The organism is Paenibacillus taichungensis (genome assembly GCF_047302525.1).
GTDB lineage: Bacteria > Bacillota > Bacilli > Paenibacillales > Paenibacillaceae > Paenibacillus > Paenibacillus taichungensis_B.
The window spans coordinates 5,985,730-6,012,030 of record NZ_CP168020.1; the positions used below are offsets into that span (position 1 = coordinate 5,985,730).

The following is a 26,301-nucleotide window of genomic DNA, read 5'->3' on the forward strand; positions in this document are numbered from 1 at the left end:
CATATGTGGAAAACGATAGTACGCAGAATTATCATTATGATCCCTCAGATCTTTTTGCTTAGCCTGTTGGTCTTTCTGATGGCCAAGGCGATGCCTGGGGATGCACTTACCGGATTACTCGATCCGAGTATTGATCCAAAAGCGCTGGATGAACAGCGGGAACGACTGGGATTAAACAATCCATGGTATGTACAATATTGGGATTGGATCAAAAATGCTGTACAAGGCGATTTCGGACAATCTTTCCGGTTCAAAATGCCAGTATCTGATTTGATTGGTCAGCGTGTAGCCAATACGTTCTGGCTTGCACTGGCGACACTCGTGTTTACTTATCTGATTGCCATTCCACTTGGCATTATCAGTGGTCGTTACAACGATACCTGGTCTGATCGGTTGATCACAGGTTACACCTACTTGGGCTTTGCAGCCCCGTTGTTTATCTTCGCACTGGTGATGTTATGGATTTTTGGATTCCATTTTGGCTGGTTCCCAACCGGGGGAAGCGTGGAACCTGGACTTACACCAGGTACATTCAGCTATATAACAAGCAAATTCTATCATTTGTTATTACCGTCACTATCCATGGCATTAATTGCAACGGTATCTACCGTCCAATACTTGCGTAGTGAAATTATCGATATCAAGCATAAGGAATTCGTTCTTACTGCGAGAGCCAAGGGCGCCTCGGAATCTCGGATCTACAACAGACATATTTTAAGAAACTCCCTGTTGCCGATCGCCGCATTTTTCGGTTATGAGATTACGGGACTTATCGGAGGTACCATCTTCATTGAGAGCATATTCAGTTATCCAGGTATGGGACAGTTGTTCCTGAATTCTATTTCTCTTCGGGATTTCAGTGTAGTAACTGCACTCGTCTTGTTATATGGCATAGCTACAATCCTAGGATCGTTGCTGTCTGACATTATTCTGGGTATTGTTGATCCGCGTATACGGATCAAGTAAGAACTTGAAGATTTCGGGGTGAAAATAAGATGAGCAAGGCCAATGATGTCGTTATAACTTCACAGAAGATTGATAAGAGCCCCTCCAGCTTGAGTATCTTGTGGCGGGAGCTTGTCAGAGATAAGGTGGCATTAGTCTCGCTCATATTTTTGGGACTGGTCATACTACTGGTCTATGGTACTTCTTTGATCCTGGATCAAGCTGAAATTGTTAAGGTAGATTTGTTCGCTTTGTATGAGCCGCCTTCCGCGCAGTATTGGCTGGGAACTGATTACGGCGGTCGTGACGTATTCGGACAACTAATAATCGGTACACGTAACTCTCTAACCATTGGTATTATCGTCACGTTAATGACTGGTTGTATAGGTATCCTGGTTGGTCTGTTATCCGGTTACTTCGGTGGAATGATCGATAACTTGTTTATGCGCGTTGTTGATTTCTTCATGATTCTTCCGATGCTGATGATTGTTATCGCGTTTGTTACTGCAGTACCCAAATATAATATTGTATCTTTCTCATTAATCATGACAGCCTTTCTCTGGATGGGGATTGCCAGGTTGATCCGCTCCAAGGCATTACAGGAACGGGAACTGGACTATGTAAAAGCTTCAAAAACATTAGGTTCGTCCCATCTGAAGATTATGCTCTCACAGGTACTTCCTAATCTTAGCTCGATAATCATCGTAACGATGACGTTGAATCTCGCTGCCAACATTGGCCTCGAATCGGGTCTGTCCTTCTTGGGATTTGGATTCCCGGAAAGTACACCCAGTCTTGGAACACTCGTAAGCTATGCTCGTAATCCGCAAACACTGGAATACAGATGGTGGATATGGCTACCTGCGTCAGTACTTATTCTGGTATTGATGTTGAGTATAAATAATGTCGGACAGGCCCTGAAGCGTGCGACTGATGCAAGACAAAGAAGAGGTTAAAAAAGGGAGGAAAGGTTCATGAAAAAGGGATTATTTTCACGGGGACTATTTTTCACGATGATGTTGGTCTTCGTACTTGCGCTTGCGGCGTGCTCGGAGAAAGAGGCGGCAACACCAACGCCTTCTACGAACACAGGGGAAAAGAAAACAGAGGAGAAGCCTACCAAAGAAGAGGGCGTTTACTCTATCGAAGATTTCAACAATGTCAAAACGAATGAAGGTACGGCCATTGAGGGCGGATCAGTTACATTCGGACTTGTATCAGATACTGCTTTTGAAGGTACACTCAACTATAACTTCTACTCGGGTAATCCAGATGTACAAGTTCTGCAATGGTTTGACGAAGGTTTGCTGACTTGGGATAAAGACTATGTATATACCAATGATGGTGCAGCAACGTATGAAACATCGGAAGATGGCAAAACGTTCACACTGACCATTCGTGACAACGTAAACTGGCATGATGGCAAACCAGTAACGGCTGAAGACTTGCAATTTGCTTACGAAGTTATCGGTAATAAGGCTTATGATGGTCCTCGTTACGATTCCAACTTCACAAGTGTAGTAGGTATGGATGAATACCATGCTGGAAAAGCAAAAACAATCTCTGGAATCAAGGTTCTTAGCGAGAAACAAATTAGCATCACGTACAAGGAATCTACACCTTCCTTGCTGACAGGTGGCGTGTGGACATATCCGCTGGCTAAACATATCTTCGGTGATATGGATGTAGCGAAAATGTCTTCTTCCAAAGAAGTACGTGAAAAACCAATCGGTTTTGGTCCATTTAAAGTGGAAACGATCACTCCAGGTGAGTCCGTAACCTACGTTAAAAATGATGACTACTGGCGTGGAGCTCCAAAACTGGACAAAGTGACTCTGAAAGTAATCAACCCAACAACGGTTGTTCAAGAATTGAAATCTGGCGGGGTAGACCTCGTGGATGCGTTCCCGACAGATCAATATAAAGACAATGCCAATATGTCTAACGTTGAATTCCTGGGTGCAATCGATCGTGCTTACACCTATATTGGTTTCAAACTGGGCACATGGGATGCTGACAACGGCAAAGTTGTAACAAACCCTGATGCAAAAATGGCTGATAAAAATCTGCGTAAAGCGATGTGGCTTGCTGTAGATAACGACCAAGTTGGTAAACGTTTCTATAACGGTCTGCGTTGGAATGCAACAACATTGATTCCGCCGTCTCACCCAGAATTCCATGATTCTAACAATCCGGGTGTAGCATATGACCCAGAAGCAGCGAAAAAATTGCTTGACGAAGCAGGTTATAAACTGGATGGAGAATTCCGTACGAAACCAGATGGTTCCCCACTTGAAATCAACTTTGTATCGATGACAGGTGGCGATACAGCTGAACCACTGGCACGTTACTACGTTCAATCGTGGGCAGCAATCGGTCTCAAAGTTAACCTGGAAATGGTTGAGTTCAACAATTTCTATGACCGTGTAGGTAACACAGGTAAAGATGATCCGAATATTGATGTGTATCAAGCTGCTTGGGGCGTAGGTATTGACGTAGATCCAGCAGGTTTGTATGGCCGCGATGCACTGTATAACTTCTCCAGATTCTCTAGTGAAGAAAACGACAAATTGCTGGCACAAGGTGTATCCGCTGAAGCGTTTGATGTAGACAAGCGTAAAGAGATCTACAACCAATGGCAGCAGTACATGGTTGATGAAGTTCCTGTATTCCCGACACTGTACCGTGCTGTTGTAGCACCAGTGAACAAACGTGTAATGAACTACGCGATTGGTGATGGAACTGGCATTTACCTGAATGATCTGGCAGTTAATGCGGATAAAGCTGCTGTAGCAGAGTAATAAAAAAGCATTAGCAACAGTAAGGATTGGGGTCCTTTAAGAAGTCGGTTGCTAGATCTAATTGAAAAGATTCTTCTAGGTATGAATAGAAAAAGTCTTAAAAACATGGATTCCGTACACTCTGGCATGGGGGGGTATGGGGTCCATGTTTTTTTTGGTAACAAAAAAATAAAAAAAATTTAACTTTTTTTATAAAAATTGCAGACAAAATGCCTCTTCACTTCGTCTATATCTGTAAGAGGTGATTTTCTGATGAAAAGATGGTGGATACGGGCAGGAATGCTGCTGGCTCTACTGGTCATTATATATTTGGGTGTAAAACCGGACATGCTGGTGGGCAAACCGGGGATTAAAGCTGAATCGGCTGTATTAATGGATATGAACTCTGAGCAGATTCTAATCAACTTTAACGGTTCTGAAGAGATTGCACCTGCAGGGATCAGTAAATTGATGACAGAACTGTTGGTAATGGAGGCCGTGATCAACGGAGAGTTGCGTTGGGACGACCCTGTTAATATCAGCCTATATGCAAGTTCAGTAGGTGGCAGCCACCTGGGTTTGAAACAAGGCGAGCAATTCACTGTGCAGGAGCTATTCCAGATTGTAGCTGTCTATTCCGCGAATGACGCTGCTATTGCTCTGGCTGAACATATTAGTGGGACAGAGCAGACTTTTGCACAAAAGATGAATCAGAAGGCTACAGAGATCGGACTGTCTGACAAGACGGTGTTTACCAATGCAACAGGTTTAAGCGAAAAACTACTTGGTCCGAATCGTCCCAAGGATATACAAGGGCAGACCGTAATGACCGCTGTAGATGCATGCAATCTTGCACGTTATCTGCTGAATAACTACCCCGAAATATTGAGAGTTTCCAGCCAAATGCAGGTGTCGATGCACCAAAAAGGAATGTATATGAGCAACACGAACTGGATGCTGTCCTCTATTGGCGGACCGTATGCTTACGATGGAAACGATGGATTGAAGACCGGATATGATGAGGATTCCGGGTATCACTTCGTTGGAACGGCTGAGCGAAATGGCAAGCGACTGATCTCCGTTGTACTGGGTTCGGATAGTCGTGAGGGACGTTTCATCGAGACACGCAAGCTGTTCAATTATGGGTTTTCCGGTTCAAAGTAAGGGGGTAATGGGATTTCCAGGGAGCTCTAAGCTGTTAACCTATGGTGGATCATGGTAAAATGATTTACGTATAATTCCAAATTATGATGTAATTCACTTTAAAGGGGGAAATAGCTTGAACGCAATGACTAAAAAGGTATATGCTCTCACGCTTACTATGGCGATGTCAATCGCTCTGATTCAACCAGCGGTCCAGGCAGCAGAAGCGGCGAAGCCTACGGCGACAATCGCTGAATCCATTGCTTCGAAGGCAACACAGACACTACAGCAACTGGGATACATAGATGGCACAACAGATGGAATGAGAGACTCACAAACGCCAATTACTCGTGCTCAGGCGGCAATCATCCTGCAGCGTGTACTTAAACTGGATGCTCCAGCGTCTCTTACAGGTTTCGCAGATGTATTGGCTAAGGATGAAGCTGCTCCTGCCATTTACGCGCTGAAGCAAAGTGGTCTTATTCAAGGACAAGCCAAAGGATATGCACCAGATGCACCTCTCACAAGAGCACAGATGGCATCGTTGTTTACTCGGGCATTTGAACTGAAGGATAATGGCATTCAGGTTGTATACAGTGATATGGCGCAGATTCCGAAGGTACATACGGAGGATGCCATTCGTCTGAAGCAGCATTTTATTATTGAAGGCAGTGCGTTTAACGCCAAAAATTCGGTGACCCATGGGGAGTTTGCTGATGCGCTGTACCTCGCTCTTGGACTTGATGTGCAGTCAGAAGGTCTCACACCTCTGGAAGACTTCTTCAAACAGCCGGCTCAAGCAGGATTCCAGATGTCTCCGGATGGTAAACATCTGGCCTACATGGAGCCTTGGAACAACCGAATGAATATTGTGGTGAAAGAGAATGGTCAGGACAAGTCGGTACGTATCACGAGCGAGACAGAGCGGAGTATAGCGGGATTTGTATGGGCGACAAAAGATAAGCTGTTGTATGTAAAGGATGAAGCAGGGGATGAGAACTATCATATTTATGTAACGGATATTGATGGTAAGAACAGCAAGGATCTGACACCATATCCGAATACAAGAGCGATCCTGGTAGACTCTCTGGAGAATATTCCGGATGAAATTCTAGTAGGTATGAACAAACGTGATCCGCGAATCTTTGACGTGTACCGGATTAACATCAAGACAGGTGAGGCTGTGCTTGCTGCAGAAAACCCGGGCAATATTACGGGATGGCTTACGGACCATGAGGGTAAAATCCGTGTGGCCATATCGAATGATGGTAACGTCTCTTCGTTGATGTATCGTGAATCGGAAGATAAACCATTTGAGAATTTGATGACCACCAAGCTGGGAGAAACATTTGCGCCGGTGATGTTCACGTATGATAACAAAAACATCTATGCTGTATCCAATCTGGAGCGGGATAAAACTGCGATTGTTGAATATAGCCCAAGCAGCAAAAAAGTAACGAAAACCATCTATGAAAACAAGGATGTGGATGTATCCAGTTTCGTTCCTTCTAAAGAAAAAGGCACAATCCTTGCAGCTGTCTATGAGACGGACAAGGTTAACTATGAATACTTCGACAATGATTTCAAAAAATTGATGCAGGATATTCAGGTAAAAGTTCCGGGTAAAGAAGTAAGCATTTCAAACATAAGTGAAGAAGGTCAGGTTCTGTTCATTGCGTATAGCGATAAATCGATGGGTACGTATTACTTCTACGATTCCAAGACAGGTAAACTGGATAAATTAGCTGATGCGGCACCTTGGATCGATGAGAGTAAAATGTCGGATGTAAAACCCATTACGTACAAGTCACGTGATGGCTTAACGCTTCATGGTTATCTGACGCTTCCACAAGGAGCAGAGGCTTCCCAATTGCCTTTGGTAGTTGTTCCGCATGGTGGACCTTGGGCTCGGGACTCTTGGGGTTTCAATCCTGAAATTCAATTTCTCGCAAGCCGTGGTTATGCCGTGCTACAGGTAAATTTCCGTGGCTCTACTGGATACGGCAAGGAATTCCTGGATGCCGGCAACAAAGAGTGGGGTAAAGCGATGCAGGACGATCTCACAGACGGTGTAAATTGGCTGGTTAAAGAGGGAACGGTTGATGCGAAGCGTGTAGCCATCTATGGTGGATCTTATGGTGGTTATGCTGCACTGGCAGGACTGGCATTCACGCCAGAAGTGTATGCCGCAGGAATTAGCTATGTTGGGCCATCCAATCTGTTCACGCTGCTGGATTCACTGCCACCTTACTGGGAGTCGGAGCGCAACATGTTCTATGAACGTATGGGTGATCCGGAGAAAGACAAGGAACTGCTGACAGCTGTCTCACCACTGTTCCATATTGATCAGATGAAAGCCCCATTGTTCGTGGTTCAGGGCGCAAATGATCCGCGTGTCAAACAGGCCGAGTCTGATCAGATCGTGGAGGCTCTGCGCAAGCGTGGAGTAGATGTGCCTTATATGTTAAAAGCAAATGAAGGACATGGCTTCGGCAATGTTGAAAATCAATTGGATTTGTATCGTGCCATTGAAAAATTCCTGAACCGTCACCTGATGCAGCAATAGTAGTTTAGATCAACAGTAAAACCGTCCCACGGGTTCCATCCAACCTGGGGGACGGTTTTATTTTGTGGAGCAGGGAATTGAATGAGGTATCCAAGCATATTAACAAATTGACATATGCAATTACTCTGTTTTAAAATGACCAATGAGTCATTATTGTTCGGTTCGGTTTAATATATATGTATCATTACAGCCTTACGCTACTGGATTGCAATCTGATCGGGGAGGAAACATGTAATGCAAAAACAAATGAAATGGCCGCTTATCCTATTTGCTATCGGGGTGTTTATGGCTGCGCTGGATAACGGGATTATTACGTCGTCTCTGACGACTTTAAATGCGTCGTTTGGCGTGTCGCCGACGTGGGGAGCATGGACAATCACGCTCTATACGCTCGGACTTGCGGTGAGTGTGCCGATTGCAGGTAAGCTCTCCGACCGTTATGGACGCAAGAAGCTGTTTCTGATTGAAGTGGCTTTGTTCGGAATCGGGTCTTTACTCGTTGCGCTAAGCACATCGTTTACCTTCTTCCTGATTGCTCGTGTCATTCAAGCGTTGGGTGGTGGCGGGATTTTTATCATTGCGAGCTCTTACGTATTAAGCAAGTTCCCAGCGGAGCGTCAGGGCACAGCCTTGGGTCTTCTGGGAGGTATGAACGGGGTTGCGGCGATTCTTGGGCCGAATATCGGTGCTTTTATCCTCGACATTACGGGAAATTGGCATTGGTTGTTCTTAATCAATGTACCGATTGCCATTTTGTTGTTTATTGCAGGCATCCGTTATATTCATGAAGAACAGGAGCTGAGCCGTAAGGCGGTGGACTGGAGTGGTATCGCAGTCCTGACGCTGGGTGTGCTCAGTCTGATGTACAGCTTCAGCAACCTGGATGGCGTAGATATGCTGCAAAGTCTTGGCTCACCGACGTTCTATGGTTTCTTCCTGGCAGGTGTGGTCATTCTGGTCATCTTCTACTTTCTTGAAAAAAGGCTGGAAGGATCACAACGTGAACCTGTTGTATCTACACAACTTCTGGGCATTGCGTCCTTTCGTTGGACGCTGCTGATTGCCTTTTTCTCAGGAGCCATTCTGGCATCTGTGATCTTCATTCCAGGCTTTGTTGAGCAATACCTCGGGGTATCCAACACAGCCTCCGGCTACTGGTTTACACCGCTTGCTCTGGCTTCAGGCATTGGTGCGGGCGGTGGCGGTTATCTTGTTGACCGCAAAGGGCCAATATGGACGTTATCTGTGGCAGGATTGCTGTCGGCAATCGGCTTCCTGCTCTTCCCGCTGTGGGTAGAGCATATCTGGCAATTCGTGATTGCGAGTGTACTCGTGGGGATCGGCTTCGGTATGATGCTGGGAGCTCCGGTGAACGTGCTCGTTACTGAGCAAGCGGGTGAGAATAACAAAGGCATTGCGGTAGCGACCAGTTCCTTGTTCCGCCAGATGGCAATGGCGATCGCGCCAACCATTTTTGCCGGTTTCCTGGCTCGTTCCTTCACCAACCTGGGATCCAATATTCAGCAGGGTCTCACAGATCAGGGCATTCAGGTGCCGCCCGAAGCGCTTCAACAATATGCATCTGGCGGCGCAGCTTCAGGAAGCGATATTTCCAGCTTAACCGAAGGACTATCCCAAATTCCTGATACGGGCATTCGAGATGTGCTGCTACAGGCTCTACATCAGACAATCGGCGAGGGTTATAGTGGGCTGTTCTGGTCTGCGGTTATTTTCAGTGTACTCACGCTGGTCGCTGCGTTTATTGCAGGGCGACAGCGTCATAAAGAGAAGAGGAATCGGGTGGAGACAGCCTCAACAAACTGAATGGATGGACATTCCACATCAAGAGAACAGTGCACCTTTTGCCAGTAAAAAAAGGGCGCTGTTCTTTTCAATTTAACCGTATTGTAACTTTTCATCATCCAGCAATGATTACAATAGAACGAGCGTGAGCGGCGTTTTCTTTTCATATAGAGAAACTTCAGAGAACACCGTGTCACAAGCCATTCCGCACGTTTAATGGTAAATATATAAGTTGAACGATTAATTAACACTGCACCATTGCGGGGTCAGGACAAGTTAAATTCAACTTATATAGTAGTAGTATCGAATTTCATTTTGACAGTGAAGAAGGAATCGATGGATGACAAGCAGAACTAAAGATAAGAAGAAGAAAAGAAGAAAAGGTCTATATATAACGCTCGTATCGCTCGTTGTTTTGTTAATCGGGGGCTATTTGTTTCGTCAGCAGCTTGCTGTAGCGGCCTTCGATCTGTTTCTCGCTGGTTCAGTTGAAGATCAATTGTCCCGTTCCTATGTTCCCCAGGAGGGCAATAATACGCCCGACCCAACGGTATATCGCAAAGAACCGTTCTCGGTGTTGCTGCTAGGCTCAGACAAACGTGCCTATGAGAAAACGCGTGGACGCTCAGACACGGTCATCTATGCAGTTGTTCGTCCGAAAGAATCCCGTGTACTCCTGGTTTCCATTCCGCGTGACACCTATGTGCAGATTGTTGGACGTGATGCCAACAAGGATGGCGAGGATGATTATGACAAGCTCGCGCATGCCTACGCTTTCGGTGGGGAGAATATGTCTATCAATACGGTGGAGAAATTTCTCGATGCGGATGTAGGTTACTATGCAACGATTAACTTTGACGGGATCAAGAAAGTCGTTGATGCGCTTGGTGGCGTGAAGCTGCCGATTGATGAGGACATTGTGAACAAGAACCCGGAACATGTGCAGTTCACAATAGAAGGCGGTAAGCCGATCTATGACGGGCAGGAAGCACTATACTATGTAAGATACCGTGAGGATAGCGATTTTAATCGCACCAAGCGGCAGCAGATCTTCCTTAATGCGATGGCGAATGAGATGCTTAATCTGAACGCTATCAGCAAAATCCCGGAATTGATTCAGATTATGGGAGACAGCTTCCAGACGGATATGCAACCTTCCTTCATTATTGATCTGGCCAAGCAGGTACTGACTCAGGAAAAACCGCAAATCTCAAGCTTCACTATATTGGGCGAGGGGATGCGGAAAGACGGAATTTATTATGGCAAGGCAGATGAGAAAGACGTCCAATATGCCAAAGAGCTGATTAACAACTGGATGGATCAGTCGACCCCAGCCGGTGAAGTGATAATTCCTGACCGGCAGCAGATCGAGTAACCAATTCCATACAGACGTTAATGTTTTAGACAACGATCAGCAGTGCGTTTATTGGCGGGCTGCTGTTTTTTTTACTTTGTAGAAGGAATCATGTCCTTTTGGAACATCTTGCGTTCTAATACGTACTATGTAAGTTGAATGTAATAAGCTGACTGATGAAATTCATAAGGAGGATACTTAAGGGTATGAACATCGCATTTTTTTTGCTGCCCAAACAAGAAGTTACGTGCGTGACGTCGGATTCTACTCTGCGGCAAACGTTAGAACGGATGGAATATCATCGGTTCACAGCGGTGCCCATTTTGAATAAGGAAGGCAAGTATATCGGCACGGTTACCGAAGGTGATCTGTTGTGGTATATGAAGAACGCTGAGGGAAAGATTACATTTGAAAACGCTTCAAAATTCTTGCTCAAGGACGTTCCACTTCGACTGGATATCAAGCCGGTATCCATTGAAGCCAACATGGAGGATTTGATCAATCTGGCCAAAGTGCAGAACTTTGTGCCGGTCGTCGATGATATGGAGCGCTTCATTGGGATCGTAAGACGGAGTCAGATTATTGAGTATTGCGAGGGTATTGTAGCCAAGGAATCCATGAAAGTGAAGTAAGTCGAAACAAATTTCAATATTGTTGCAACAGCGTGGATAATCACAGCCGTCCGGTATCATGTTAAACTTAAGAAGAGCTAAACAAGAGCGAACTTAAATAAATTTTCAACAAGATTAAATACGAATTCGTTGTATGGGGTCCCCGCAAAGTACCTGAGATAAGATTCGGAGGACTTCTCCGCTTTTTGGGGTAATTTTGCGGCCCCCCTTTTTATGCTATAATGGAGAATAAAGCTTTTTCGGGGGAGAGTGACTTTCGCCAATATGCCTAAAGAACTGGATGTAGCCAAACGCGCTAAAGTGATTGAATGGCTTAAAACCGAAGTGCTTGATCAGGTATCCCGATTATTCAAAGCGTTATGGGAAGGCAGTACAACCCGAATCGGGGACAGTCTCGCCAGTTTGATGATGAGTAGTTACATATTGGGCCGCAGGCTCGGTATTCCTTTCAAGGATTTGGATGCACTGCTTGTTGAGAAATTGAAAAAGCATAAACAGGAAGGTCACCAGTTGGAAGATTGGTACCAGGATATTTCCGCGCTAGAAGATCACATGCGTAAGAGGTGAATTTGTTGAAATTTAGCTTTAAATCAGCTGTCTGGAGCGTAGTTTATCTGCTCTTGCTACTTTCGCTGTTAACTCCTTTATCGGTTTTGGCCATATTTTTCATGATGATACCAGGAGTTATTTTGTTTGCTTCATTACCGGTAAAATCATTTATATGGCATCTCGTCCCAGTGGCGATTATTTTGGTCATATTTAGTCCGATTTATTTGTTATTACTGCTTTTGTTCACCCTGCCCGCCATTGTTATGGGCAATGCTTACAAGAAAAAGAAGTCGGCCTTGTTTGCCCTAATGGCAGGAAGTGGAGCCATGCTGGCCGAGTATCTGTTGCTCCTGTTGATTGGAAGTGTAATCTTCCAGTTTGATTTATCGAGTTATATTGATGACGTGGTTAGATTGACGATTGAACCCCTGACGAATACATCCAGTCAGATGGTAAATGGGTTTGTATGGACACCTGAAATGACTCAGGATGTCGCAAGACAGACGCAGCTTATGATTCCATTCGCCTTGGTGGTCACGTCTCTGGTTATGGCTCTAATCACACATCTCATTGCACGTCCGATTTTAAACGTAATGGGTGTGGTTGTACCGAAATTTCCACCTGCGCGTGAATGGCGTATGCCGCGTGCCCTGATCTGGTATTACTTCCTTGCATTGTTGTTCGAAGTGATATCCAGGCAGAGTGACGGAACGTACTGGACCATGATTGCCATGAACTTGTCGCCTCTAATCAATTTGGGCTTCATGATTCAAGCCATCGGATTCTTCTTCTTTCTCTCACATGCAAAGAAATGGAATCCGGTTGTACCGTATTTGCTGGCGGCAGCAGTCTTCTTCATTGGACCGCTGCGGATTATCGGGATTATCGATCTGGCGTTCCCGCTTCGCGAGGCAATATCGAAACCAAAACGATAGGGTGATGAGTCATGCCTAAATTTCTGAAGAAACGCTGGCACGGCTACTATACCGTATGGGCGTTCATACTGCTGCTTCTGCTTGTTATGTTCGTGACCATCTACAACTGGACGCTTGGTTTGATTAGTCTGATACTGGCTTCGGCGCTGGGAATCGTCATGATTAAGGCGGAGCTCGCGTTCCGTCGTGAGCTTAACGACTACATTAATGGCCTTTCCATTCGTATCAAGCGAATGGAGGGGGAAGCGGTCAGCATGCTCCCATTCGGTATTGTGTTGTACAGCGAAGATCGTACCGTAGAGTGGCATAATCGCTTCGTCGCGGACATGTTCCAAGAGAAGACGATGGTTGGCAATCCGCTGCAAAATTTATTTCCCAAACTTCCTCAACCTAAGGAGAAAAAGGATGGGAACAAGGAGTCGTCCAAGGAACTTCATGACGAATTCCAACTGGATGATCGATATTATGGAGTTATCCATAACCCGCAGGAGCGGTATGTATATGTTTACGAGATTACGGAGCTAGCCATTCTTCGTGATAAATATGAGAATGAACGCATTGCCCTGGGCATTCTGGTTCTCGATAACCTGGACGAAGCAGCCCAGGGCATGGACGACCAGCAGCGAACTGCGCTTATTGCTCGTGTGACAAGTGAGATCACGTCTTGGGCGAAGCGGTATGAAGTATATCTGCGTCGGCTGTCCTCCGATCGTTATCTCATGATGTTGAACCAAAAGTCTTTGCAGGAACTGGAGCAGAGTCGATTTGTCATTCTGGATGAAGTCCGGGAGATGACCGCTGATCTTAAGGTGCCGATGACACTAAGTGTTGGACTGGCATTTGGTTCGGATACCATCAGTGAGATGGGAGAACTCGCTCAGTCCAGTCTGGATATGGCACTTGGCCGTGGTGGTGACCAGGCTGCCGTAAAATCTGGACAGCGGTTGTCCTTTTACGGTGGGAAGTCCAACGCGGTGGAGAAACGTACACGGGTAAGGGCCCGGGTTATCGCGCATGCATTGCGTGATCTGATGCAGGAGAGCGACCGGGTGATTATCATGGGTCACAAAATGCCCGATATGGATGCGATTGGCGCGTCTATTGGGGTATGGAAAGCGGCGAGTCTGTACAATGTGGAGGCACGAATTGTGCTGGATGGGCCCAACCCTTCCATTGAACGCATGATGGAACAGGTGAATAAAGATGAGAAGCTTTCCAAAGCCTTTGTGTCACCAGAACAGGCCATCCAGATGATGACGGAGCACACGCTGCTCGTTGTTGTCGATACACATAAGGCATCCATGACAATGGAGCCGAAGCTGGTTCAATCCGCTACGCGTGTCGTGGTTGTGGATCACCACCGTCGGGGTGAAGAATTCATTAACGATGCAGTGCTGATCTATCTGGAGCCATATGCATCATCGGCAGCAGAACTGGTAACTGAGCTTCTCCAATATATTCATGACAAGGTACAATTCACTCCACTGGAAGCGACGGCGTTATTAGCCGGGATTACGGTGGATACGAAGCATTTTGCACTCCATACGGGATCGAGAACGTTTGAAGCGGCAGGCTTCCTGCGTCGTAGTGGTGCAGACACCATTATGATCCAGCGGTTGATGAAAGAAGATCTGTCAGAATATATTGCTAAGGCAGAAATCATAAAGCATGCTAAAATGGTATACGGGAACATTGCGCTGGCGGTCACGGACCCTGGCAACAAGATTCCACAGATGATGATCGCCCAAGTGGCGGACACATTGCTAAATATGACCGACGTGGTCGCTTCATTTGTCATTAGTGAACGTCCGGATGGACTGATTGGCATCAGCGCGAGATCGCTGGGGCGCATGAATGTTCAGGTGGTCATGGAACGACTGGGCGGTGGCGGACATTTGACGAATGCTGCCGTGCAGCTTGAAGGAACGCTTGGAGAGGCGGAAAAACGGCTGACGAACGTACTGGCTGAAATCGAAAAGGAAGAGGGTTTGTTCGAATGAAAGTCATTTTTATAAAAGATATGAAGGGTCAAGGCAAAAAAGGGCAAGTGAAGGAAGTGTCCGAGGGGTACGCACAGAACTTTCTTCTGCCACGGGGAATCGCACGTCCGGCAACAGACGGAAACATGAAAACACTGGACAACCAGAAGGCAGCGGAAGACAGACGTAAGCAGGATGAGAAAGCAGAAGCGGAAGCTCTGGCTAAAAAGCTGGAAGCTGAAGTGACTGAACTGAAAGCAAAATCCGGCGAAGGCGGCCGTCTGTTCGGTGCAATCACGAGCAAACAAATCGCAGAAGCTCTGGCAGCAAAAGGTCTGAAAGTCGACAAACGCAAAATTGAACTGGACGAGCCTATTCGCACACTCGGCGTAACGCAAGTAACTGTCAAGGTTCACCCTGAAGTGAAGGCTACCTTGAAGGTGCAGGTAACGGAGGAGTAAGATGGGCGGCGAAATGTTATTCGACCGGATTCCCCCACAGAACCTGGAAGCCGAACAGGCCGTGCTGGGTGCAATCCTGTTGCAGGGCGAAGCCCTGATCACAGCGATGGAACGGGTGCAAACCGAGGATTTCTATGATAAACCCCATCAATTAATTTTTGAAGCGATGATCCAGCTTGGCGAGGGAAATCAACCGATTGACCTCGTGACACTGACTTCGCTGCTGAAGGATAAAGGCGAGCTCGAGGACATCGGCGGCGTCAGTTATCTGGCGAAGCTGGCTCATGGTGTTCCGACTGCCGCAAACGTGGATTATTACGCCCAGATTATCGAAGAGAAATCCATGCTGCGTCGCCTGATTCGTACGGCTACGCAGATTGTGAGTGAAGGATACACGGGTGGTGAGGATGTCGCGGCTATGCTTGGAGAAGCAGAGCGGCGCATTCTGGAGATTTCCAACCGACGTTCCAGTAGCGGTTTTATAGCCATTCAGGATGTACTGATGGAAGTATTCGACCGTGTGGAGACGCTGCATCAGAACAAGGGCACCACAACCGGCATTCCGTCGGGGTTCATCGATCTGGACAAGATGACCGCCGGATTCCAGCGGAGTGACTTGATTATTGTAGCGGCACGTCCATCTGTAGGTAAGACCGCCTTCGCCCTGAATATCGCCCAGAACGTAGCCATTCGGGCGCAGGAGACGGTTGCGATATTCAGTCTGGAGATGTCAGCCGCACAGCTCGTACAGCGTATGATCTGTGCAGAGGCCAATCTGGATGCCAGCGTTATGCGTATGGGTGATTTCAAGGGTGATGAAGACTGGCAGAAGCTGACGATGGGCATTGCAGCCTTGAATGAAGCCAACATCTATATCGATGATACGCCAGGGATTACCGTAGCTGATATTCGTGCTAAATGCCGTCGTCTCAAGAAAGAGAAAGGTCTGGGCATGATTCTGATCGACTACCTTCAACTGATTAGTGGACGCGGTAAAGCCGGCGAGAACCGTCAACAAGAGGTATCCGAGATCTCACGTACCCTGAAACAGATTGGCCGGGAACTGGAAGTTCCGGTTATTGCCTTGTCTCAGCTGAGCCGGGGTGTAGAGCAACGTCAGGATAAACGTCCGATGATGAGTGACTTGCGGGAATCGGGTTCGATTGAGCAAGATGCCGACATCGTAGCGTTCCTGTACCGGGATGACTACTATAACCAGGAGACCGAGAAGAAAAACATTATCGAGATTATTATCGCCAAACAGCGTAATGGTCCGGTAGGTACGGTGGAACTGGTCTTCCTGAAAAACTTTAATAAATTCGTTAATTACGAGCGGGCACATAATGATGCCTTTGCCATGTAGGGGACAGGCACAGACTGCTTCGATAAGGAAGTGAAATCGTCTGTCCCGGCATCAACCATTAGATCATTTGAACTCATAAATACGTTGTGAATACGACATATAGCGTTGGATTTGAAAGCGTAGCGTATAACCGGGGTTAGCCGTCAAGCAAGCTTTGACTGGCTTCGCCGGTTTTTTGCGTCGCATTATTGAGTCAATTCCGAACATTAGAGTTTGACTATATCTAATTGTTCGCCATTTGATTTGACTTTGAAAAAAGGGACTGGTACACTAGTACTGCTGCGTTAAAGCAGCGAAAACCTTCCCTTGGATGTAAACAGAGGGGGATTTTCACTGTCCGTTAGCACGCTTCTCCGCTGGTAATTTCACTTCAAATTCCTGCCGAGATAGAGGACGGACAGACCAATACAAAGGTGCGCAAGGCACCCACGGAGGTATGTACTATGTCAACGGTAGTTGTAGTGGGAACGCAATGGGGAGACGAAGGTAAAGGCAAGATTACGGATTATTTGGCGGAATCCGCAGACGTGGTTGCTCGTTACCAAGGCGGTAACAATGCAGGACACACGATTCTGATCGATAACAAAAAATATAAATTGACGATGATTCCATCGGGTATCTTCTACACAGACAAAGCATGTGTAATTGGTAACGGTATGGTTATCAACCCGAAGGCACTCATCGAAGAAATTAACTATATTCATGACAATGACTTTACGACCAAAAACCTGTCCATCAGCGAACGCGCACACATCATCCTGCCATATCACATGGTATTGGATGCATTGGAAGAAGAGAGCAAAGGCCCGAACAAAATCGGTACAACAGGCAAGGGAATTGGCCCATGTTACATGGACAAATCGGCCCGTATCGGTATTCGTATGGTTGACCTGCTTGATGCTGAAGAGTTTGAACTGAAACTGCGTCATTTGGTAAAAGAAAAAAACCGTATAATCGAGCAAGTCTATGGCGGCGAGCCTGTAGATGTAGAAGAAATTTTGAAAGATTACCTGGGATATGCGGAAATTCTGCGTCCTTATGTGCGTGATACATCGGTTGTACTCAACGAATACATCGATGAGGACAAAAAAGTACTGTTTGAAGGTGCACAAGGCGTTATGTTGGATCTTGATCAAGGAACTTATCCATTTGTTACTTCATCCAATCCGTCTGCAGGCGGCGTATGTATCGGATCTGGTGTTGGCCCAGCTCGTATTCAGCAGGTTATCGGTGTGGCTAAAGCCTATACAACACGTGTAGGAGATGGTCCTTTCCCGACAGAACTGCATGATGCGATCGGTGATCAAATCCGTGAGACCGGACATGAGTACGGTACTGTAACGGGACGTCCACGTCGTGTTGGCTGGTTCGACAGTGTTGTTGTTCGCCACGCTCGTCGTGTCAGCGGGATTACAGGTCTTTCCCTGAACTCCCTGGATGTAATGACAGGTCTGGAAACGGTGAAAATCTGCACAGGATACAAATTCCGCGGCGAGGTAATCACTCACTATCCGGCAAGCCTAAAAATGCTGGCAGAATGTGAAGCGGTATACGAAGAGCTTCCGGGCTGGAGCGAAGATATCACTTCGGCGAAGAAACTGGAAGACCTGCCCGTGAACACACAGAATTATGTGAAACGTGTTTCCGAACTGACAGGCATCCCAATTGCTATCTTCTCTGTAGGCCGTAACCGTGAGCAAACGAATCAGGTTCTTCCTATCTACGAATAAGCAGCTAGGTTAACTCGGCAATACTAAGTTAAACGTTCATCCAAATGATATGCCTATGCAGGCATCATAGAGCCCCAGTTATCGCTTAAATAGCGATGGCTGGGGTTTTTCGCATGCCTTCCTGATATAATCCCCGGATTTCCGTCAATACTGGTTAACAGTAGACTCATAGATCCTGAAACATCGAATGTGATATGGGGTCGGAAAACGGAGGGAGAGAACGGGAATGAAGTTGCTTCAATGGTTCATTAAAATATTGCTTACCGTGATGCTGGTCAGTTCACTGACCCTGCTGACAACCGGATTAATCGTTCAGTCATATGTAAAATCGCTTCTGGCGAGTTTCAATATTCAGTGGGAAGGCCAGCCGATGGGGTTAACGGCCATGTTTCAGGGTGCATTGGGTGGTAAGTCCGGTGAAGAGAAGAAGCCGGGAACGGGCACGACAGATCAGCCGGCAGGAGCGGAGGAGGAACACGTTCCAGAAGATGCGATATCTGTCATGGGCAATGGAACAGAAAATGGAGAAACAGGCGCGAATACAGACAACAGCTCAGGACAGGGTACGGGATCAGACGAGGGTCAAGGAGCAGGCTCAGGAACGGACTCCTCCGCTACGGGATCAAGCCCAGGGGGCAGCTCCGCCGCGGGGACAGACGCAGATGCTGGTACAAATGCCGGTACCGATTCAGGGACAACAACAGGCAACAGTACAGCATCGGGCAACGGAACAGGTGCGAATTCCAATGGTACGGCTTCTTCAGGGAATGATGAGATTGTAGTATCTCCGGATGACATCACAGGCAAGAAAGACAAGCTGCCGTTGGAGGAAAAAGAAAAGATATTCAGCTTGCTGATGAATAAGTTGCCCCAGAAAGAGATGCAGCAAATCTCAGGCGCTATGGAAGGCGGCCTGACTGAGCAGGAGCTGCGCGATATTGAGCAGGTGATCTCCAAGTATCTGACGAGCGAAGAATACGATAATCTGATGGAAGTCCTTCAGGCGGAATAAACTAAGTTTATGCAAGAGTTTAACGAAATCCCTCACCAGAGATGATCTGGCGAGGGATTTCAGTTTGTATTTTTATGAAAAAGAAAACACATTTCGGTGGGTCTTAGAACCTAGTCTTAAAAAATGATCAAAAGTACATAGTATACCTGAAGTAGAGGTGTTACGGGGAAGAATATAGATCTGCCATCTTATGGATAATACAGGAAAACCAAGCGTAGCGCGGCTTTGCGCTATGACGTGTACAGTTGAAATGAGTGTAAAACCTGTGTTAAAGTATACGGGTGTGATAAAAGGTTAAAATTTTGACACTTTTACGAGCGCAGCTAAAGTCCTGATTTGCGGACACCCGAATACAAATATCGACAAGCATGGGACAGACACATTGGGTGATGTCTTGACAGAAATGCGAACTGAGAAGTGCTGAAAAGGAGAGAATCATGAAAGGTTTCAGAGGCATACGCCAACCGGGCAAGAACCGGGAACACGAACAATCCGGGGAACACCGGACGGCCGAAGACAAAAACAACATGAGCATGTCCAACTTCAGTGGTAACAAAAAGCGCGTTCTGGCCTCGCGCAAATGGATCATTACAGCAGCATGTGGTTTATTCATCGCTGCATCGATCGGATTCGCAGGCAAACAATACGTTGCTGCAAACACCGTCCCATATTATAAAGTGATGGTTAAAGGAAATGAGATTGGCACCATCACGGATGAGGCGCAATTACAGAAATTATTTGCAGACAAAACCGAGGAATTCCAAAATAAATATCCAGAAGCGGAAATGGTGCTGAACACAGACGGTATCACGACCGAAACCATTAAAGCATACAAGCCCGTAGTGAACAGCGATGAGACGCTGGACAAGCTCGGCGACATGCTTACCGCCTATGCCAAGGGTGTAGAGCTCAAGGTAGACGGTGAAGTGATCGGCATTGTGAAGGATCAGGCAACAGCAGACGCGATTCTGGAACAAGTGCAGAACAAGTACATATCGGCATCGGCTGTGCGCAGTTCGCTCAAGACGAAGTCGGTATCGGCAAACTCATCGAAAAAAGCCGAGGGACCGAGTACTACGCTGAAGTCGGTGGGCATCAAGGAAGATGTAGCGACAGATGTGGTAAAGGCTGATCCGAACAAAATATGGGATGTGTCCGAGGCGGTTGAAGCTTTAACCGTTGGTAAAGACGCGCCTGTAACTTATGTCGTGCGTGAAGGAGATACGATCTCTTCCATTGCTGCCAAATACGAAATTACGCAAAGCGAGATTCGCAAACATAATCCGGGCGTCAAAGAAACGTCGCTGCAAATTGGGGACGAGCTTACGTTGACGGTACCAAAGCCAGCCGTTACTGTTAAATCAGTTGAGCAGGTGGTTGAACAGATTGAAATTAAACCGCAGGTGGAAGTACGCAAAAGTGCTGAGCTCAAAGCAGGCACAACAAAAGTGGTGCGTCCAGGTCAAAGCGGTCTGAAAAGCATGCAATATCGGATAACGAAAGAAAACGGTGAAGTCGTTCAGGAGGAATGGCTTGGCCAGGAAGTCATCAAAGCAGCGGTTACTGAAGTGGTCCTGAGTGGAACCAAAGTGGTCGGTGAAGGTACAGGAGAATTTGCTTGGCCGGTATCCAACGCTACGATGAGCAGCAGCTTTGGACAACGCTGGGGTCGCCAGCACAAAGGTGTCGATCTTGTCGGTAACCGGGACGTGAAAGCGTCTGATGAGGGCGTGATTACTTTTGCAGGACAGAAGAGTGGTTATGGCAATGTTATTATTATTAACCATCGTAATGGATACGAAACACTTTATGGGCACTTGAACAGCATTGGTGTTAAGGTTGGACAAGTCGTTGAAAAAGGTGAGAGCATCGGCGTAATGGGCAACACGGGTCGTTCGACCGGAACGCATCTGCATTTCGAGATTATCAAGAACGGAACGGTGGAAAATCCGTTGACATACTTGAACTAGTTATATCGCAATCGAGGGCAAGGTTGGCAGTTGATGCTGGCCTTGTTTTTTGCTGCTGTAAAAATTTTTCAGTTTGGGCTGCACATTGGCCCTGATCGGGATGTGACGGTGCTTCAGGTATGTTAAACTATAGACTATAGGCAACAATCCATATGATATAGACTATAGTCATTGAATCGTGAGAAACACAATTTTATATAAGTTGAATAAGAGAGATAGACCGCTCAGGCGGATCAAGCAGGATATAGGGGTGAAGACAGCCGATGCAGGGGAAGATTTTGGTGGTGGACGATGAACAGCCCATTGCGGACATTCTGAAGTTTAATTTGGAAAAAGAGGGGTACGAGGTCATCTGCGCTTTTGATGGCATTCGTGCGGTTGAATTGGCGTTATCCGAGAAGCCGGATCTGATGCTGCTGGACCTGATGCTGCCAGGTAAGGATGGTATGGATGTGTGCCGCGAGGTGCGTGCCCATCTGGAGATGCCAATCATTATGCTGACCGCAAAGGATGGCGAGATCGACAAGGTGCTCGGTCTGGAGCTGGGCGCGGATGATTACGTGACGAAGCCTTTCAGTACGCGCGAGCTGCTCGCCCGGGTGAAAGCACAGATGCGCAGACGGCAGAAGCCTGCCATCACGGCTGAAGCGCCGGAAGACGAAGAGAAACAGGTCATGCGTTTATTTGATCTGGCGTTTGATATGGACATGTATACAGCTTACAAAGGCGGCGAACCGCTGGATCTGACCCACCGTGAGTACGAACTTCTCTATTATATGGCGAAGCATTCCGGCAAGGTAATGACACGTGAACATCTGCTGCAGGCTGTATGGGGATATGAATATTTCGGGGATGTGCGTACCGTGGATGTTACGATTCGTCGTCTGCGTGAGAAGATTGAGGAGAACCCGAGCAAACCGGAAACGATTCTGACTCGCCGCGGGCTGGGTTATCTCGTGCGCAGTCCCAAAAGCGTGGGGATATAATGGGGCGTTTCTCGCGATTTTCGTTCTTTCGAACGATTCAGGCGAAACTGATTATTATCTATGTACTGCTGATTCTGATTGCGATGCAATTGATCGGCGTTTATTTTGTCAGTGCGATGAAGAACTCGCTGACCAGCAACTTCACTGAGGATTTGCAGGCACGGGCTGAGATGCTCTCTGTGCTTGTAGGGGAGACGATGGCTGGTGGAGAAGCCGAGGCTGGCGAGGACAAAACGGAAAACCTGCGTGTGTTGGTAAACAACCTGTTCAACATTAACGGCGCCGAAATTCAGGTGCTGGATGCTAGCGGCAAAGTGCTGACCACCTCGCTAAGTTCCCATTCAGACTATGTTGGGCGCAAAAACACCCAAACCGTTGTCAGCCGTGCGCTGCAAGGCATTCGAGACAATGAGGAATATATCGTTGACGAGGATAATGTTCGCAAAAAGGTCGTTGCCAAGCCGGTGCTGTCCGGCGGCAAGATTATCGGCGCGGTCTACATCGCCGCCTCCATGAATGAGTTATATGCCACAATGGAGGGCATTAACAAGATTTTTATCTCCGGCATTTTGATTGCCTTGGTATTAACCGCAGTGCTTGGTGTCATTCTGTCACATACGATTACGCAGCCGATCAAGGAAGTCACCCGAAGGGCGACGGCGGTCGCGGAAGGCAACTTCGATCAGCAGACCCCTGTATTCGGAACGGATGAGATTGGACAGCTCAGTCGGGCATTCAACTATATGACTAGCAGGCTCCGGGATGCACTCTCCCAGAACGAAGAGGAGAAGGAGAAGCTCACGTCCATTCTGACCAATATGAGCGATGGCGTGGTCGCAACGGACGAATATGGCAAAGTCATTCTGGTGAACCGCCGTGCAAGCAGCATTCTGGGCATGCGTCCGGCGGACATTGAAGGAAGGCATTTTGCCGTATTGCTCGGCATTGATCCGGAAGATGCTGAAGCGTTAGCCAGTGGCTTTACAGGTTCGACGTTGCTCCAGATTGCACCTGCGGGACAAGAAGATCCCGTTGTCATTCGCATGACGTTTACACCGGTTCATCGTCGTGAACTGGGCATTACGGGTACGATCGCTGTGCTTCAGGACGTTACGGAGCAGGAAGAACTGGAAGCATCACGACGTGAATTCGTGGCGAATGTCTCTCATGAGCTGCGTACACCGCTGACTACCATTAAGAGCTACGCAGAAGCGCTGGATGATGGGGCTCTGGAAGATCCGCAGCTCGCCGGACGATTCGTTGGAGTAATCCAGAATGAGACGGAGCGTATGATTCGCTTGGTTACGGATTTGCTGCATCTGTCCAGGCTCGATTCTAAGGAAGCGATGCTGCGCAAACAGCCAACCGACATCATGGAGATGTTGGAAGAAGTATCGGACCGTTTTTCGTTCCAGATGCATCAGAAGGATATTCAACCTGTGCTTTCTGTGGAGAACGGAATTCCAGCGGTTCCGCTGGATCGGGACCAAATTGACCAGGTGCTCGATAATGTCGTGTCCAACGCGCTGAAATACACGCTTGAAGGTGGCACGATTACAATCGCAGCCAGACGCAATGATGATCATACTCTCGCCATATCAGTGACCGATACGGGGATGGGGATTCCACAGCGGGATCTGGATCGCATTTTTGAACGGTTTTATCGGGTGGACAAGGCTCGCTCCCGCAGTATGGGCGGCACAGGGCTTGGATTGTCCATTGCCCGGGAAATTGTGAAGGCCCATGATGGCAATATCTCACTGGAGTCCGAAGTGGACGTGGGGACAACGGTAACGTTCACACTGCCCCTGCGTGAGGAAGGAGGTGAGCACCTTGAAAGAGCGGATTAAATCTCTGGTGCTTGCTTCCCTCGTCGTTGCCAGTTTGGTACAAAGTTACTTCCTCATCTATCGTTTGCCCGGTGGGGGAGATTCGATTGTGACATCAGAGACGAACTATGTAAAAACCGAGAATATGGGCCAGGAACGCAATATTGAAGATTTAATTTTCCCGGATCAGATGGTTATTCATCTGGGAGAGGACAAACATACGGTATTTTATCCGGGTAATACGTTCTATCAGTTGATCTATTCACGGTTGCAGGGGCGTACATTTGATGATTTCCAGCGTCGGAGTGTGCAATCGGTCAACTGGGGTCAGATTCGTAAGGAGAATCCTGGCTTTGAGCTGTCGTTCAAGGAAGGCATCCCTGTAGCGTTGTTACAGCGCGTGATGCGGCTCGGGACAGACTCCTTATTCCAGGGGGAAACGATTAACCGGATCTCGATCTATACGGCCAAAAATGAAACAAAGGCTCACGCACTGTTCTTCAGCGCCAAAGGTGATGTGGTCTACGAGGCGACACAGGCGGATCTGACAGTACAGGACGTGCAGCAGCATGTCGACTTCGGTAGCAGCTGGACACCTTATACGCTGATGGACGGCGGATATTATATCCCGGCTGAAGCACTGGAAACGATTGAGGCTGACGTGCCTACAGGCCAGTTCACTGTTGAGCAGATGCAGCGAAGCCTATTCTTTGATCCAAGCATGACCCGAAACATTCGGGAAAAAGATGGATCGGAGATCTATACAGACAGCAAGCGCAGTCTGCAAGTTAAGCAAGAACAGCGCTGGATTAGCTACACCGATCCGGCGGCACCGCCTGCGGGACAGATTGATGCAGCGAAGGATGCGCTGTCCGCTGTTGATTTTGTGAATCAGCATGGCGGCTGGAAAGGTCGTTCGCGCATGATGCTGGACACTACCGATACGAAGACGAAGCTCCAGTTCCAACAATATTACAGCAGCTTCCCGATTATGGACTCGATGCAGTTCCGGTTCGGCACGATCAGCATGGAGATGCAGCAGGAGACGGTATCCAGCTATGAACGTTCGCTCGAATATCTGAACGAAGGCGCAGAGACGAAGAAATCGGTCACTCTGCCCGGTGGGGACAAGCTGAAGGCGCTCATCCAGAAGGTGGCGGGAACCAATCGTAAGGTCGTAGACGTGTATCCGGCGTACCGTCCGTCCAGCATTGAGGATGGGCTGAAGCTGATCCCGGTATGGGTAATCCGCTTTGGAAACGGGGAGGAAACCACCGTTTCTTGATGGGTTATAGGATATGAAGTCATTTGATATCCTGGTGGGATTTAAGATCACACGTTAACGGAGGGGGCAGAAAAAACCTGAAGAAGCGAAGCGCTCGCCTTTATCTCCGGATTTCTCCCTTAGGAAAAGGGAATCAAGAAATCTGGGGATAACAGCGATCGGAAGGTTGTTCTGGCCACGGAGTGGTAAGTGTGATAGTAGTCGTAATTATCAAATGATGGAGGTGAATGTTTTGGATTGGGGACGGGCGAAAAATGTGTTGATCTATGCCTTCCTGCTGCTCAATCTGGTGCTGGGATACCAGATCTGGATGGATGCGCGGGAGACGGCCGGAGCCAATCTGGACTTCACCTCGCTGGCGGATAATACACAACAGGCGATGGAGGAGAAGGGCATTCAGGTGCTGGCTCCTATTCCAAATGAGACGCCGAAGCTGCCGAAGCTGTCGTATGAGTTCATTGAAGATAACAAGGCAGGCATTGAGGTTGAATTGGAAAAGCCTGTGGACAGCAAGCTGATCTTCTCGCAAAGCGAGCTGGAGGATGCACTACAGGACGAGATTCCTCAGATCGGTACGTATCGATGGGATCAGCTGATGGCGGAGGATGGGGCATTTGTGCTTCATCCGTTGGTGGATGGCAAATGGCCACTCTTCAATGTTAGCCTGGAGCTATTCTACAGCGATCAGAAAATTACGGGTTATCGTCAGACTCCGGTGCGGATTACGACAGCGGAGGAAAGCGATCAGCAGGTGCTTCCGGCGTCGAAGGCGCTGGGTACACTGATCGAGAACTTTTTGCCAAATGATGCGATTGTCAAAGATATTCAGTTGGGCTATTACGGCCAGTTGTTTAATTCAGATATGCAGGTGGCGATGCCGGCATGGCGGTTCGTGCTGGAAAGTGGCGAAGTGTTGTACGTGCAGGGCATCAGTGGGGATGTATTCAGTCCCAAGACAGACAAACCAGGGGAGTAATGC

At 47.6% G+C, this 26,301-nt stretch carries 20 protein-coding genes; all 20 read left to right on the forward strand.

Translation table 11 applies throughout. The features are described from left to right. Positions 1 to 3 precede the first annotated feature (3 nt). The 20 genes from opp4B to yycI all read left to right on the forward strand — a co-directional run bounded on the left by opp4B (position 4) and on the right by yycI (position 26,298). A complete protein-coding gene (opp4B, locus tag ACDJ58_RS27270) occupies positions 4 to 966 on the forward strand; it encodes an oligopeptide ABC transporter permease (RefSeq protein WP_063567376.1) in 963 nt (320 codons plus the stop codon). 29 nt (positions 967 to 995) lie between these two features. Next, a complete protein-coding gene (locus ACDJ58_RS27275) occupies positions 996 to 1,901 on the forward strand; it encodes an ABC transporter permease (protein ID WP_413373898.1) in 906 nt (301 codons plus the stop codon). 18 nt (positions 1,902 to 1,919) lie between these two features. Further along, positions 1,920 to 3,746: an oligopeptide ABC transporter substrate-binding protein gene (locus ACDJ58_RS27280; protein WP_413373899.1), complete on the forward strand. Its 1,827-nt coding sequence runs from the start codon at positions 1,920 to 1,922 to the stop codon at positions 3,744 to 3,746. A 252-nt stretch (positions 3,747 to 3,998) separates the two neighbouring features. Further along, positions 3,999 to 4,889 carry a D-alanyl-D-alanine carboxypeptidase family protein gene (locus tag ACDJ58_RS27285; protein WP_413373900.1) on the forward strand — a complete coding sequence of 297 codons (891 nt, stop codon included), beginning with the start codon at positions 3,999 to 4,001 and terminating at the stop codon, positions 4,887 to 4,889. A gap of 124 nt (positions 4,890 to 5,013) precedes the next feature. Next, positions 5,014 to 7,434, forward strand: a complete 2,421-nt coding sequence (locus tag ACDJ58_RS27290; RefSeq protein ID WP_413379849.1) for an alpha/beta fold hydrolase — start codon at positions 5,014 to 5,016, stop codon at positions 7,432 to 7,434. A gap of 234 nt (positions 7,435 to 7,668) precedes the next feature. Continuing rightward, the gene (locus ACDJ58_RS27295) at positions 7,669 to 9,258 is read left to right on the forward strand and encodes an MFS transporter (protein ID WP_413373901.1); all 1,590 of its coding nucleotides are present in this window, start codon (positions 7,669 to 7,671) and stop codon (positions 9,256 to 9,258) included. 319 nt (positions 9,259 to 9,577) lie between these two features. Beyond that, on the forward strand, positions 9,578 to 10,612 hold the full coding sequence (locus ACDJ58_RS27300; protein WP_413373902.1) for an LCP family protein: 1,035 nt from the start codon (positions 9,578 to 9,580) through the stop codon (positions 10,610 to 10,612). A gap of 185 nt (positions 10,613 to 10,797) precedes the next feature. Further along, positions 10,798 to 11,223 (forward strand): CBS domain-containing protein, encoded by a 426-nt coding sequence (locus ACDJ58_RS27305; protein ID WP_063567369.1) that lies wholly within the window; start codon positions 10,798 to 10,800, stop codon positions 11,221 to 11,223. A gap of 264 nt (positions 11,224 to 11,487) precedes the next feature. Beyond that, positions 11,488 to 11,790, forward strand: coding sequence for a MazG-like family protein (locus tag ACDJ58_RS27310; protein ID WP_024629547.1), 303 nt, complete (start codon positions 11,488 to 11,490; stop codon positions 11,788 to 11,790). Further along, positions 11,787 to 12,707 carry a DUF2232 domain-containing protein gene (locus ACDJ58_RS27315; protein ID WP_231952824.1) on the forward strand — a complete coding sequence of 307 codons (921 nt, stop codon included), beginning with the start codon at positions 11,787 to 11,789 and terminating at the stop codon, positions 12,705 to 12,707. Before ACDJ58_RS27310 ends, ACDJ58_RS27315 begins: the two co-directional genes overlap by 4 nt. An 11-nt stretch (positions 12,708 to 12,718) precedes the next feature. After that, a complete protein-coding gene (locus ACDJ58_RS27320; RefSeq protein ID WP_413373903.1) occupies positions 12,719 to 14,707 on the forward strand; it encodes a DHH family phosphoesterase in 1,989 nt (662 codons plus the stop codon). Then, on the forward strand, positions 14,704 to 15,147 hold the full coding sequence (gene rplI, locus ACDJ58_RS27325) for a 50S ribosomal protein L9 (protein WP_413373904.1): 444 nt from the start codon (positions 14,704 to 14,706) through the stop codon (positions 15,145 to 15,147). Before ACDJ58_RS27320 ends, rplI begins: the two co-directional genes overlap by 4 nt. Before the next feature lies 1 nt (position 15,148). Further along, a complete protein-coding gene (gene dnaB / locus ACDJ58_RS27330; protein WP_053781970.1) occupies positions 15,149 to 16,510 on the forward strand; it encodes a replicative DNA helicase in 1,362 nt (453 codons plus the stop codon). Between the two features lie 443 nt (positions 16,511 to 16,953). Further along, the gene (locus ACDJ58_RS27335; protein ID WP_413373905.1) at positions 16,954 to 18,240 is read left to right on the forward strand and encodes an adenylosuccinate synthase; all 1,287 of its coding nucleotides are present in this window, start codon (positions 16,954 to 16,956) and stop codon (positions 18,238 to 18,240) included. Between the two features lie 226 nt (positions 18,241 to 18,466). Continuing rightward, on the forward strand, positions 18,467 to 19,252 hold the full coding sequence (locus tag ACDJ58_RS27340; RefSeq protein WP_413373906.1) for a hypothetical protein: 786 nt from the start codon (positions 18,467 to 18,469) through the stop codon (positions 19,250 to 19,252). A gap of 437 nt (positions 19,253 to 19,689) precedes the next feature. Further along, complete coding sequence (locus ACDJ58_RS27345; protein WP_413373907.1) at positions 19,690 to 21,222, forward strand: peptidoglycan DD-metalloendopeptidase family protein; 1,533 nt, start codon at positions 19,690 to 19,692, stop codon at positions 21,220 to 21,222. Positions 21,223 to 21,485: 263 nt separating this feature from the next. Then, positions 21,486 to 22,208: a response regulator YycF gene (yycF, locus tag ACDJ58_RS27350; RefSeq protein ID WP_062327757.1), complete on the forward strand. Its 723-nt coding sequence runs from the start codon at positions 21,486 to 21,488 to the stop codon at positions 22,206 to 22,208. Continuing rightward, positions 22,208 to 24,058, forward strand: a complete 1,851-nt coding sequence (gene walK, locus ACDJ58_RS27355; protein ID WP_413373908.1) for a cell wall metabolism sensor histidine kinase WalK — start codon at positions 22,208 to 22,210, stop codon at positions 24,056 to 24,058. The genes yycF and walK overlap by 1 nt, the downstream gene beginning before the upstream one ends. Further along, positions 24,042 to 25,322: a YycH family regulatory protein gene (locus tag ACDJ58_RS27360; RefSeq protein ID WP_413373909.1), complete on the forward strand. Its 1,281-nt coding sequence runs from the start codon at positions 24,042 to 24,044 to the stop codon at positions 25,320 to 25,322. The genes walK and ACDJ58_RS27360 overlap by 17 nt, the downstream gene beginning before the upstream one ends. 232 nt (positions 25,323 to 25,554) lie before the next feature. Continuing rightward, on the forward strand, positions 25,555 to 26,298 hold the full coding sequence (gene yycI / locus ACDJ58_RS27365) for a two-component system regulatory protein YycI (RefSeq protein ID WP_247900076.1): 744 nt from the start codon (positions 25,555 to 25,557) through the stop codon (positions 26,296 to 26,298). The last annotated feature ends 3 nt before the right edge of the window (positions 26,299 to 26,301 follow it).

Bases quoted from the DNA above. Each gene is read 5' to 3' on its own strand.
- ACDJ58_RS27300 (WP_413373902.1), top strand. From the start codon at position 9,578: ATGACAAGCAGAACTAAAGATAAGAAGAAGAAAAGAAGAAAAGGTCTA.
- opp4B (WP_063567376.1), top strand. From the start codon at position 4: ATGTGGAAAACGATAGTACGCAGAATTATCATTATGATCCCTCAGATC.
- ACDJ58_RS27305 (WP_063567369.1), top strand. From the start codon at position 10,798: ATGAACATCGCATTTTTTTTGCTGCCCAAACAAGAAGTTACGTGCGTG.
- dnaB (WP_053781970.1), top strand. From the start codon at position 15,149: ATGGGCGGCGAAATGTTATTCGACCGGATTCCCCCACAGAACCTGGAA.
- ACDJ58_RS27275 (WP_413373898.1), top strand. From the start codon at position 996: ATGAGCAAGGCCAATGATGTCGTTATAACTTCACAGAAGATTGATAAG.
- rplI (WP_413373904.1), top strand. From the start codon at position 14,704: ATGAAAGTCATTTTTATAAAAGATATGAAGGGTCAAGGCAAAAAAGGG.
- ACDJ58_RS27295 (WP_413373901.1), top strand. From the start codon at position 7,669: ATGCAAAAACAAATGAAATGGCCGCTTATCCTATTTGCTATCGGGGTG.
- ACDJ58_RS27310 (WP_024629547.1), top strand. From the start codon at position 11,488: ATGCCTAAAGAACTGGATGTAGCCAAACGCGCTAAAGTGATTGAATGG.
- ACDJ58_RS27320 (WP_413373903.1), top strand. From the start codon at position 12,719: ATGCCTAAATTTCTGAAGAAACGCTGGCACGGCTACTATACCGTATGG.
- ACDJ58_RS27285 (WP_413373900.1), top strand. From the start codon at position 3,999: ATGAAAAGATGGTGGATACGGGCAGGAATGCTGCTGGCTCTACTGGTC.
- ACDJ58_RS27280 (WP_413373899.1), top strand. From the start codon at position 1,920: ATGAAAAAGGGATTATTTTCACGGGGACTATTTTTCACGATGATGTTG.
- yycF (WP_062327757.1), top strand. From the start codon at position 21,486: ATGCAGGGGAAGATTTTGGTGGTGGACGATGAACAGCCCATTGCGGAC.
- walK (WP_413373908.1), top strand. From the start codon at position 22,208: ATGGGGCGTTTCTCGCGATTTTCGTTCTTTCGAACGATTCAGGCGAAA.
- ACDJ58_RS27290 (WP_413379849.1), top strand. From the start codon at position 5,014: ATGACTAAAAAGGTATATGCTCTCACGCTTACTATGGCGATGTCAATC.
- ACDJ58_RS27335 (WP_413373905.1), top strand. From the start codon at position 16,954: ATGTCAACGGTAGTTGTAGTGGGAACGCAATGGGGAGACGAAGGTAAA.
- ACDJ58_RS27345 (WP_413373907.1), top strand. From the start codon at position 19,690: ATGAAAGGTTTCAGAGGCATACGCCAACCGGGCAAGAACCGGGAACAC.
- ACDJ58_RS27340 (WP_413373906.1), top strand. From the start codon at position 18,467: ATGAAGTTGCTTCAATGGTTCATTAAAATATTGCTTACCGTGATGCTG.